The organism is Comamonas sp. MYb69, from assembly GCF_037479315.1.
In the GTDB taxonomy this organism is placed as follows: Bacteria; Pseudomonadota; Gammaproteobacteria; order Burkholderiales; family Burkholderiaceae_C; genus Comamonas.
Window position 1 is genome coordinate 70,631 of the sequence record NZ_JBBGZG010000022.1, and the last position, 10,523, is coordinate 81,153.

Sequence of the window (10,523 nt, forward strand, 5' to 3'; positions counted from 1 at the left end):
CTCTGGGCTGCTCGCGTGTATGCGGGAAAACCACAGGCTGGCCGGCGCAGCCCTGCGCACATTTGTCAGCGGTATGCAAGACAAAGGGAAATAATGGCTGCACAACAAAAGATGGAGACAGACTTCGATGAGCCGTTTTGCCGACTTTTACGCCCGCTCGATCCACGACCGCGATGCCTTCTGGGCCGAGCAGGCCCAGCGCATCGACTGGCATGTGCCGCCCCAGCAGATCTGTGACTACAGCAACCCGCCATTTGCGCGCTGGTTTGTCGGCGGCCAGACCAACCTTTGCCACAACGCCATCGACCGCCATGTGGCCGAGCGCGGCGACCAGGCCGCGCTGATTGCGGTATCGACCGAGACCAATACCGAGCGCAGCTACAGCTATGCCGAGCTGCACCGCGAGGTGCAGCGCATGGCCGCAGCGCTGCTGGCGCTGGGCGTCAAAAAGGGCGACCGTGTGCAGATCTACATGCCGATGATTGCCGAGGCCGCCATCGCGATGCTGGCCAGCGTGCGCATCGGCGCCATCCATTCGGTGGTGTTTGGCGGCTTTGCCTCGGGCTCGCTCGCCACCCGCATTGACGATGCCCAGCCCACGGTCATCATCAGCGCCGATGCCGGCTCGCGCGCCGGCAAAGTTGTGCCCTACAAGCCCTTGCTGGACGAGGCCATTGCGCTGGCCAGTCACCAACCCCAGGCGGTGCTGATGGTGGACCGGGGCCTGGCCCCCATGCAGCTTGTGCCGGGCCGCGACCACCTCTGGGCCGATCTGCGTGCCCAGCATCTGGATGCGCAGGTGCCCTGCGAATGGGTAGAGGCCACCCACCCCAGCTACACGCTCTACACCAGCGGCACCACCGGCAAGCCCAAGGGCGTGCAGCGCGACACCGGCGGCTACACGGTAGCGCTGGCCGCCAGCCTGCCGGCGATCTTCGATGCGAAGCCCGGCCAGACCTTTTTTTGCACCAGCGATATCGGCTGGGTCGTGGGCCACAGCTACATCATCTATGCGCCGCTGATTGGCGGCATGGCCACCCTCATGTACGAGGGTGTGCCGCTGCGCCCGGACCCGGGCATCTGGTGGAGCCTGGTCGAGAAATACAAGGTCACGCACATGTTCTCGGCGCCCACCGCGATCCGTGTGCTCAAAAAGCAGGACCCTGAGTACCTCAGCAAGTACGACCTGAGCAGCCTGCAGGCGCTGTGGCTGGCCGGCGAGCCGCTCGATGAGCCCACAGCCAGCTGGATCAGCGGCGCCATCGGGCGCCCCATCATCGACAACTACTGGCAGACCGAGACCGGCTGGCCGATCCTGACGCTGTGCAACGGCATTGAACCCCAGCCATCGCGCTTTGGCAGCCCGGGCAAGGCCGTGTTTGGCTACCATATCAAGCTGATCGATGGCGATACCGGCGCCGAGCTGGTAGAGCCGATGCAAAAGGGCGTGATCGCCATCGAAGGCCCCTTGCCCCCTGGCTGCCTGATGACTGTCTGGCGCGATGACCAGCGCTTTGTCAACACCTACTGGAAGAGCATCCCCGGCCGCCTGGTCTACAGCACCTTCGACTGGGGTGTGCGCGACAAGGACGGTTACTACTTTATCCTGGGCCGCACCGATGATGTGATCAATGTCGCCGGCCACCGCCTGGGCACACGCGAGATCGAGGAAAGCATCTCCGGCCACCCCGATATTGCAGAAGTTGCCGTCGTCGGTGTGGCCGATGCCTTGAAAGGCCAGGTCGCGCTGGCCTTTGCCGTGCCGCGCAGCAATGCGGTGGCGGGTGACAGCGCCGCCTGCAGCGCGCTGGAAAAATCCGTCTGCAACCATGTCGATGCCCAGCTCGGTGCCGTGGCGCGGCCGGCGCGCGTCTACTTTGTCGCTACGCTGCCCAAGACGCGCAGCGGCAAACTGCTGCGCCGCGCGCTGCAGGCGGTGGCCGAGAAGCGCGACACGGGCGATCTGTCGACGATGGAAGACCCGGCAGCGCTGCAGCAGGTGGTGGTGGCGATGGCGGCGGCTGAACGCTAAGCCGAGTCTCCAGCAAGAGCGCATTGCGCGCTCCTTGGGGGCTGTCTGGGCACGCATCCCATGGGGTTGTGGCCGCGTTGAATCAACTTGTGCCTCCAGCCGGGACTACAGCTGGAGCGCCAAGCCAGCACAGCCAGACCCTGCAAGCGCCGATCTGAGGGAGGGCGTTTGCCTTACATGGGCTGCGCAGACCCGTCGATACAGTGAAATTTTCCAATTCGACAGGAGTTGCGCCATGGCCCAAGACAATCCGCGTGAAAAATTGTGGGAACTGATCAAGGACATTCGCTTTGCGATGATCACCCACCAGCATGAACATGGCAGCCTGCATGCCGCGCCGATGACCACGGCCAACAAAGAGGGTATGGATGAGGATAAAAATCTGTATTTCCTGCTGGGTAGGGACTCTGATTTGTCGCGGTGCCTCAGCACCTCCAGCGCCATTAATGTGTCTTACGCCGATCCCAATAAGGACAGCTATGTTTCGGTATCGGCAACGGGATCCCTCAGTGACGATCTGGCGCTGAAAGAGCAGTTGTTCAGCCCCATGGCTAAAGCTTGGTTTCCCGATGGCCCGGCCGATCCCAATTTGCAGATCCTGGTGGCGCGGGTTGATTTTGCCGAATACTGGGATGTGAAAGAAAACAAGCTGGTGCAGCTGTTCAAGATGGCCAAATCAGCGGTGACCGGTGAACGCCCCGATGGCATGGGCGAGCACCGCGAGATCAAGCTGTAAATCTCGGGCCATCGGCTCCAACTGCATGCCCTGCGCCATGGTCCATGGCGCAGGGCATGGCCTCGTTCAGGTTGCGCTGGCGTGCTGCATGCCGTAGGCCCGCTCCACCTTGGCCACCCGCACCTGGTAGTGTGCATACCAGCGCTCGGCGCCCATGCGCTGGGCGACCAGGTGGTCGCTCTGGGCCTTCCAGCGGCGGATGTCTTCCTCGGTCTGCCAGTACGACACGGTGATGCCCAGGCCGTCGCTGCCCCGGGTGCTTTCGGCGCCCAGAAAGCCAGGTTGCTGCTCGGCAAGCAGCACCATCGCATCGGCCATGTCGGCATAGGGCTGGTGCTCGGTGTCGGTGCGCTGCGAGGTGAAGATGACGGCGTAGTACGGGGGCTGGGGGGTGTTGGCAAAGGCGGCGCTGTGCATGGCGGTGGCTCTGGGTGGGCGCAAACAATAAAAAAGCCAGCACGGAGGCTGGCTTGGCGGGTTCAGGGGCTGGGCATCAAGCTGCGGTGTCCCTGCATAAGCTGGCTCAGCGGATCAGGTCCTTGAGCTTGTCGGGCTGGCCGTTGGCCTCGTCGGCACCTTCCATCGGCGCCTTGCGCTTGGTGATGCTCTTCCAGCCATCGGCCAATGCCAGCTCGGCATTGAGCTTGATAAAGGCCAGCTGGTCTGCGGGCACATCTTCCTCAGCGTAGATGGCGTTGGCAGGGCACTCGGGGATGCAGACGGCGCAGTCGATGCATTCGTCCGGATCGATGGTCAGGAAGTTCGGGCCTTCGCGGAAGCAGTCAACAGGGCAGACGTCCACACAATCGGTGTATTTGCACTTGATGCAGTTTTCGGTGACGACGTGGGTCATGGAATGGTTTTCGCCAGTGATTCAGACAAACAAACAGCGGAGGATTTTACGGTTTTTGTGCACAAGCACCTAGCCGACCTCCGAATAACGTGGTTTTTAACTGCGGGACTGCTGGCTTTACTCCACCAGTACCGCAGCGGCCGTGCTGTTGGAGGCCGTGTCCACGAGGATCAAGGAGCCCAGCTCGCGCGAGTGCACAAAGGCCGCTGCCGGAATCGCTTCTTGCAGGCTGATCTCCACCCGGCCGATGGCATTGGGTTCGAGCTGCTCGGCCGCCTGACGCTCCAAAGTGTTGATATCCAGGCGGTTGAGCACCTTGCGCACCTTGGCCTTGATCCAGCGGCGGCCATGCAGCGCCCAGTAGACGCGGCCGGCCAGCAGGGGCTCGTTGTCCATCCAGGCGATGGTGGCGGTGATCTCGCGCGTTGCGGGCCAGGCAGGCTGCTCGGCGGGGGTGTCAAAGTCATTGTCGGCGGCACTGGCCGCAGCCGCTGCCGGGGCGGCAATGATCCAGTCGCCGCGCGAGACATCGACCTCACGGTCCAGCACGATGCCGGCGCTCTGGCCTGCGCCGCGTGCGATGGGCTTGCGGGTGTGGTCCAGCACCTGGGCCACGCTGGCGCGCTGGCCACTGGGCAGAATCTGCACCGCAGTGCCGGGCTCCACATCGCCGGTGCCGACGCGGCCCCAGAAAATGCGCCGGCCCTGGTGGGTGTCGGCCGAGGCGGAGAACTTCTCCACCCACTGCACCGAAAACGCCAGCGGTTGGCCAGCGTCAGCGGGCGTGGTCGGCAGCGTCTCGAGCAGCTGCAGCAGGCTCGGGCCCTGGTAGCCGGCCCAGTCAGGGTGCGCAGTCACCACGTTCCAGCCCTTCAGGGCCGAGACGGGGATGGTAGCTGCCACGGTGATGCCGGCCGCCTGGGCGAAGGCGGCCAGCGCATTGCGGATATTGGCAAAGGCCAGCGCCGGGTCGGCCACCGCATCGAGCTTGTTGACCGCAAACACCAGCGAGTGCACACGCAGCAGATGGGCCAGCAGGCTGTGGCGGCGGGTTTGGGGCAGCAGCGCGAGCTGGGGGTTTTGCCAGTCCAGCTTGGTGGCATCGACCAGCACCACGGCGGCGTCGGCGCTCGATGCAGCGGTCACCATGTTGCGGGTGTACTGCTCATGGCCGGGCGCATCGCCAATGATGAACTTGCGCGTTTCGGTGGCGAAGTAGCGGTAGGCCACATCGATGGTGATGCCTTGCTCGCGCTCGGCGGACAGGCCATCGGTGAGCAGGGCCAGGTCGGTCTCGCCGCTGCGCTGCACGCCGGCGAGCTGGTCTTGCAGCACCGATTTGCTGTCTACCAGCAGGCGGCCGATCAAGGTGGATTTGCCATCATCGACCGAGCCGCAGGTGATAAAGCGCAGCGCCGATGCGGTGTGCAGGTGGTCTTGGGCAGGGGTGCGCACGGCAGTCAGGGTATCGGTAGTCATCAGAAGTATCCGTCTTTCTTGCGCTTTTCCATCGAGGCATCGCTGGTCTTGTCGTCCATGCGGGTAGCACCTCGCTCGCTCACATCGGCAGCCAGGGTCTCCAGCACGATATCGTCGGCCGAGGCGGCATCGCTGCTCACCGGGCAGGTGCAGGTGATGTCGCCGACGGTGCGGAAGCGCACGGTGCGGCTCTCGACGGTTTCGCCGTCGCGGGCGGGGGTGAGCGGCGTGATGGGCACGAGCAGGCCCTTGCGCTCGACCACGTCGCGCTGGTGGGCGTAGTAGAGGCTGGGCAGCGCGATGTTTTCGCGGGCAATGTACTGCCAGACATCGAGCTCGGTCCAGTTGCTGATCGGGAACACGCGGAAATGCTCGCCCGGAGCCAGGCGGGTGTTGAACAGGGTCCAGAGCTCGGGGCGCTGGGCCTTGGGCTGCCACTGGCCAAAGCTGTCGCGGTGGCTGAAGATGCGTTCCTTGGCGCGGGCCTTTTCCTCGTCGCGGCGGGCGCCGCCAATCAGCGCGTCAAAGCGGAACTCCTCGATCGCTTCGAGCAAGGTCACCGACTGGTGCACATTGCGCGATTCGCCTGGGTGGGCCAGGCGCACGGTGCCGCGCGCCATCGAGTCCTCGACGCTGCGCACGATCAGATCGGCACCCAGTTCCTTGGCGCGCAGATCGCGGAAATCGGTCACTTCGGGGAAGTTGTGGCCGGTGTCGATCATCAGCAAGGGGTAGGGGATGCGGCCGGCGCCAAAGGCTTTTTCGGCGCATTTGAGCATCACCAGCGAATCCTTGCCGCCGGAAAACAGCAGCGCTGGGCGCTCAAAGGCGGCTGCCACTTCGCGCAGGATAAAGATGGTTTCTTCTTCCAGCGCATCGAGGTGCTGGTTGCTCAGGTGGTTGAGCACATCGGTTTCAACACGGGCGTTCATATCGGATAGACTTTCTTGTCGGGCGGGCTGCATGCGGTCAGTGGGCGATATCAGTGCGCAATGTGCAGGCCGCATTCGCGGTTGTCTTCGCCCTTGGTGGGATCCACATAGTCGAAGTTGTTGGGCAGACCGTGTTGTTCGCAGTAGTCGTACAGATCCTTGGACGACCAGTGCAGCAGGGGTGCGACCTTGATGAGGCCATCGGGGTTCAGACTGACCGGATCCATCTGGGCACGCACGGCCGTGTCGGTGGCGCGCAGCGCGGTAAACCACACGCGCGGCTGGGTCTCGCGCAGCGCCCGGGCAAAGGGCTCGAGCTTGACCTCTTCGGTAAAGGCGGCGTGGCGCGGGTCATCCAGCGCAGGTGTCGCGCCTTCAATGGCTTCGCGGTGGGCGCGCGAGCGGCGTGGCAGGTAGATCTGCAGGTTCAGCCCCAGCTGGCGCGTCACCTCGTCGGCAAAGCGGTAGGTGGCCTCGGTGTTGTAGCCGTTGTCCATCCAGACCACGGGCACATCGGGCTGGACCTGGCTCACCAGGTGCAGGATCACCGCTTCAAAGGGGCGGAAATTGGTGGTCACGATGCTGGTCTGGCCCAGCGACAGCGCCCAGCGCACCAGGGCTGCGGCGTCCTTGCCCAGCTCGGCATTCACGCGGGCCAGTTCTTGGGGGGGGAGGGTGGTCGTGCTCATGCGGCGGCCTGGTCAAAATGGGGCTTGGCTTCCACGTCGCCTTGGTAGAACCCGGCAAAACGCTCGAACTGGCGCGCAGCATCGGCCACGTCCACGCCTTCCTTGAGCACCGCGCTGCTGAAGCCGGTGCGGTGCATCTGCACCAGCTGGTCGATCAGCACATCGCCCAGCGCACGGATATCGCCCTTGAAGCCACGGCGGCGGCGCAGCAGGTAGGCCTGGCTGAACGCGCGGCCATCGGTGAAAGACGGAAAGTCGAGGTCAATGCGCGCCACGCCATCGAGCGAGACTTGCAGCGCATCGGCATCGTTGGCCAGCAGCAGCACGCTGCGGTCGCCTTCGCCAGCGGGCTGGTGGTCACCGGCGGCCAGGATCTGGAAATCGTTCGGAATGCTCATCGTTGTTCTGCTCAATGCTCAGGCTTGGGTGGTTTCTGCGGCGGTGTCAGCGGCTTCGGGCAGGCGGGCGGACTTGCCCGCTTCCTTGAAGGGGTCCAGGCCCACGCGGCGCACGGTGTCGATAAACAGCTCGCCGTTGCCCCGCAGATCGCGGTAGGCTGTCAGCACGGCTTCGATCACGCCGGGCACTTCGGCAGCGCTGAACGAGGGGCCAATGGCCTTGCCAGCCTGGGGCGCGCCCGACAAGGTGGCGCCATCGGAGCCGCCCACGGTGATCTGGTACCACTCCTTGCCGTCCTTGTCGACGCCCAGGATGCCGATATGGCCGCTGTGGTGGTGGCCGCAGCTGTTGATGCAGCCGCTGATATGCAGGTCGATGTCGCCGATGTCGTCGAGCTCGTCCAGGTCCTGGTAGCGCTCGGTGATGGCCGCTGCAATCGGCAGGCTGCGGGCATTGGCCAAGGCGCAGAGGTCACCGCCGGGGCAGGCGATCATGTCGGTCAGTAGGTCCACATTGGTGCTGGCCAGGCCCAGGGCCTTGGCCTGCAGCCACAGCGCATGCAGCTGGCTCACATGCACCCAGGGCAGCACCACGTTCTGGTCGTGGGTCACACGGGCTTCGCCGGCGGAGAACTGGTCCACCAGCTGGGCCAGCGCATCGAGCTGCTCGCCCGAGGCATCGCCCGGCGCCTGGCCGACGCGCTTGAACGACAGCACCACCGCGCGCAGCTGCGGGTTTTGGTGGGCGCGCACATTGCGGCTCACCCAGCGGCCAAAGGCTGGCTCACGCACGCCTTGCTCGGTCAGCTGGTGCTTGGCCTCGGTGGCGTTGACCTGCGGGTAGCCCGACAGGTCGGGGGCCACAAAGCAGGCCGCCACGCGGTCAAACTCGGCCTGGGGGATGGTGTGCGGGCCGCCATCGACCTCGACGATCTGGCGGAACTCTTCTTCCACCGAGTCGATATAGACCTGGCCTTCGGCCTTGACCAAGATCTTGATGCGGGCCTTGTACTTGTTGTCACGGCGGCCGCGCTCGTTGTAGACGCGCACAATCGCTTCGATGTAGTTGAGCACCTGGTTCCAGGGCAGAAACTCGCGGATCGGAGTGCCGATCACCGGCGTGCGGCCCATGCCGCCGCCGACAAACACCTTGAAGCCGATCTCGCCGGCCTCGTTCTTGGTCAGGTGCAGGCCCACATCGTGCCAGCCGGTGGCGGCGCGGTCTTCTTGCGAGCCGCTGATCGCAATCTTGAACTTGCGCGGCAGGAAGGCGAACTCGGGGTGCAGGGTGGTCCACTGGCGCAGCACCTCGGCATAGGGCCGGGGGTCGACCAGCTCGTCCACCGCCACGCCGGCGAGCGCATCGGTCGTCGTGTTGCGGATGCAGTTGCCGCTGGTCTGGATGCCGTGCAGGTTGACGCTGGCCAAGAGGTCCATCACATCGGCGGACTTGGACAGCGGAATCCAGTTGAACTGCACATTGGTGCGGGTCGTGAAATGCGCGTAGTGCGTGGGCAGGTAGGTGGTGCCCATCGCGCCCTGCGTCTTGAGCGCATCCTGGTAGAGCTGGGCGTCGGGCGCGTCGTACTCGCGGGCAATGCGGGCCAGCACACGGATCTGGGCGGAGTTGATCTCGCCATAAGGCACTGCCACCCGCAGCATCGGTGCGTAGCGTTGCACATACCAGCCGTTTTGCAGACGCAGCGGGCGGAATTCTTCTTCACTCAGCCGGCCCGTTTCCCAGCGTTGGAGCTGGTCACGGAACTGGTCTGCTCGGGCCTGGACAAACTGGCGATCAAATGGGGTGTATTGGTACATCGTGGTGCGGAAGTTGCAGCTACCGAGCCCTGGTGTGCCCGCTGCCCCAATGGCGGCGGAGCTGGGCTGTTGCGATGTACTGTAAAAAAATTTCATATAAACTCAAACTACATTTTTCTCAGTCCTGTATGACATTGAGTTATATGAAAATGGCGAATGCTAGTGAGCAAATGGCATATGGGGCGCGCTGTAGGGCGCCCCAAAGACAGGGCGTAGCGGAGATGGCGTCTGCATCCGCCCCTCACTTTAAAAAGGCATAGGGGGCGCCGCAGGGCATCCCACGGATAGAGCGGGGCGAAGACGACATTCGCATCTGCCCCTCGCGCTAAAGCGCTGGCTTATTTGCAGTAGCGGTCGCTGGCCAGCGCCAGGGCCAGTGGATTGGGCAGTGGCAAGGGCTCGGCATGCAGGCGGGCGGCCAGCAGCTCGGCGCAGAGCAGCGCCCAGGTGAGCCCGCGCGACCCCATCGCCGTGGCGACCCAGGGGCTGGCCAGGCCTTCAGGCAGCGCCTGGGCGGGCAGCAGCGGGCCCACCAGCGGCAGCCGGTCGGTCGATGCGCAGCGCAGCTGGGCCCAGTGCTGGGCGCGCGCAAAGGCCTGCGCATCCGGCCGGTGGCCTTCCGGCAGCAGAGTTTGCAGCTTGGCCCCATTACAGGCATGCGCTGCGGCGGCATCCTCGGCCGACGGCGGTAGTGTGGATTGGCCGCGCTCAAAGCTCGATCCCATGACCCAGGCTGCTTCTCCCGTCTGCCCAATGCGGAAATAGGGCACCCAGCTGCCATGGCCGTTGACCGGCTGGTGGGCAGCGGGCGCCTGGCCTTCGGCATAGCGGCCCCAGCTGACCTGGCCGCGAATGGTTTGCAGCGCCTGGGCAGCGGCCAGGCTCTGGCCGTTGATGCGGATGCTGACCGATTGCGGCCCGGCGCAGAGGACGACCAGATCGGCCTGCGCCCATGGCTGGCCTTGGCCATCGCTCAGCGACCATTGCGGAGGGCTGTCTTCGCTTGCCAGCGCATCGAGCGCATGCACAGGTGCATCGCCGACAAAACGGATGCCCGGGTGGTCCAGCAGGGCCTGCACCAGCGCAGCCGGCCGCAGCCAGCCGCCGCGTGGGTGCCAAAGCGCGGGGGTGTCGGCCGGCAAGCCCAGCGCTTCGAGCGTGGCGGCGCTGGCCTCTTCACTCCAGTCGGCCGCAGGCGCGACCAAGGCGTCCTTCCAGGCAGGAGGCCGCTCATGGGCGCTGCGGCGCGTGGGCGCGGCCGCAGGGCTGTCGCTGAGGGCAGCGCTTTCATCGGGCGGCGTGGCGAGCTGGCGGCGCTCCAGCACCCCGGTCATCTCCCAGTCCAGCCCCGCTTGCAGCAGCTGCTGCGCCCATTGCAGACTGCAGCGCTGGCCGGCACGGGTGATGCGCGAGAGGGGGCTGTCGTCGCTGCTGGTGTGGGGCGCAAAAATGCCAGCGGGCAGCGCAGAGGCGCCGGCGGCCGGATGGCTGGCGGCATCGAGCACGGTGACCTGCCAGCCGCGCAGGGCCAGCTGGCGCGCGCAGGCAGCTCCGGCAATGCCCGCGCCGATGATGGCCGCCTGCCC

At 65.1% G+C, this 10,523-nt stretch carries 10 protein-coding genes; 2 read left to right on the forward strand and 8 right to left on the reverse strand.

Annotation, left to right across the window (positions count from 1 at the left end; translation table 11 throughout):
• The first annotated feature begins 127 nt into the window (after positions 1-127).
• Both WH303_RS23055 and WH303_RS23060 read left to right on the forward strand, forming a co-directional pair.
• Positions 128-2,032 (forward strand): propionate--CoA ligase, encoded by a 1,905-nt coding sequence (locus WH303_RS23055; RefSeq protein WP_339521244.1) that lies wholly within the window; start codon positions 128-130, stop codon positions 2,030-2,032.
• 235 nt (positions 2,033-2,267) lie between these two features.
• The gene (locus tag WH303_RS23060) at positions 2,268-2,768 is read left to right on the forward strand and encodes a pyridoxamine 5'-phosphate oxidase family protein (protein WP_021025809.1); all 501 of its coding nucleotides are present in this window, start codon (positions 2,268-2,270) and stop codon (positions 2,766-2,768) included.
• Between the two features lie 66 nt (positions 2,769-2,834).
• Here the strand turns inward: WH303_RS23060 and WH303_RS23065 are convergent, their stop codons facing one another.
• The 8 genes from WH303_RS23065 to mnmC all read right to left on the reverse strand — a co-directional run.
• The gene (locus tag WH303_RS23065) at positions 2,835-3,185 is read right to left on the reverse strand and encodes an antibiotic biosynthesis monooxygenase family protein (protein ID WP_339521245.1); all 351 of its coding nucleotides are present in this window, start codon (positions 3,183-3,185) and stop codon (positions 2,835-2,837) included.
• 106 nt (positions 3,186-3,291) lie between these two features.
• Complete coding sequence (gene fdxA / locus WH303_RS23070) at positions 3,292-3,621, reverse strand: ferredoxin FdxA (protein WP_021025807.1); 330 nt, start codon at positions 3,619-3,621, stop codon at positions 3,292-3,294.
• 117 nt (positions 3,622-3,738) lie between these two features.
• Entirely contained in the window at positions 3,739-5,100 is a 1,362-nt protein-coding gene (locus WH303_RS23075) for a sulfate adenylyltransferase subunit 1 (protein WP_339521246.1), read from the reverse strand.
• Positions 5,100-6,032 (reverse strand): sulfate adenylyltransferase subunit CysD, encoded by a 933-nt coding sequence (gene cysD, locus WH303_RS23080; RefSeq protein WP_116923949.1) that lies wholly within the window; start codon positions 6,030-6,032, stop codon positions 5,100-5,102. The genes WH303_RS23075 and cysD overlap by 1 nt, the downstream gene beginning before the upstream one ends.
• Before the next feature lie 50 nt (positions 6,033-6,082).
• Complete coding sequence (locus WH303_RS23085) at positions 6,083-6,721, reverse strand: phosphoadenosine phosphosulfate reductase domain-containing protein (RefSeq protein WP_339521247.1); 639 nt, start codon at positions 6,719-6,721, stop codon at positions 6,083-6,085.
• On the reverse strand, positions 6,718-7,119 hold the full coding sequence (locus WH303_RS23090) for a DUF934 domain-containing protein (RefSeq protein ID WP_339521248.1): 402 nt from the start codon (positions 7,117-7,119) through the stop codon (positions 6,718-6,720). The genes WH303_RS23085 and WH303_RS23090 overlap by 4 nt, the downstream gene beginning before the upstream one ends.
• 18 nt (positions 7,120-7,137) lie before the next feature.
• Positions 7,138-8,937: a nitrite/sulfite reductase gene (locus tag WH303_RS23095; protein ID WP_339521249.1), complete on the reverse strand. Its 1,800-nt coding sequence runs from the start codon at positions 8,935-8,937 to the stop codon at positions 7,138-7,140.
• 338 nt (positions 8,938-9,275) lie between these two features.
• A partial coding sequence (gene mnmC / locus WH303_RS23100) for an FAD-dependent 5-carboxymethylaminomethyl-2-thiouridine(34) oxidoreductase MnmC (RefSeq protein ID WP_339521250.1) occupies positions 9,276-10,523 on the reverse strand: 1,248 nt, incomplete at its 5' end.

Excerpts from the sequence above, each read along its gene's own strand:
- WH303_RS23055 (WP_339521244.1), top strand. The coding sequence starts at position 128 with ATGAGCCGTTTTGCCGACTTTTACGCCCGCTCGATCCACGACCGCGAT.
- WH303_RS23060 (WP_021025809.1), top strand. The coding sequence starts at position 2,268 with ATGGCCCAAGACAATCCGCGTGAAAAATTGTGGGAACTGATCAAGGAC.
- WH303_RS23065 (WP_339521245.1), bottom strand. The coding sequence starts at position 3,185 with ATGCACAGCGCCGCCTTTGCCAACACCCCCCAGCCCCCGTACTACGCC.
- fdxA (WP_021025807.1), bottom strand. The coding sequence starts at position 3,621 with ATGACCCACGTCGTCACCGAAAACTGCATCAAGTGCAAATACACCGAT.
- WH303_RS23075 (WP_339521246.1), bottom strand. The coding sequence starts at position 5,100 with ATGACTACCGATACCCTGACTGCCGTGCGCACCCCTGCCCAAGACCAC.
- cysD (WP_116923949.1), bottom strand. The coding sequence starts at position 6,032 with ATGAACGCCCGTGTTGAAACCGATGTGCTCAACCACCTGAGCAACCAG.
- WH303_RS23085 (WP_339521247.1), bottom strand. The coding sequence starts at position 6,721 with ATGAGCACGACCACCCTCCCCCCCCAAGAACTGGCCCGCGTGAATGCC.
- WH303_RS23090 (WP_339521248.1), bottom strand. The coding sequence starts at position 7,119 with ATGAGCATTCCGAACGATTTCCAGATCCTGGCCGCCGGTGACCACCAG.
- WH303_RS23095 (WP_339521249.1), bottom strand. The coding sequence starts at position 8,937 with ATGTACCAATACACCCCATTTGATCGCCAGTTTGTCCAGGCCCGAGCA.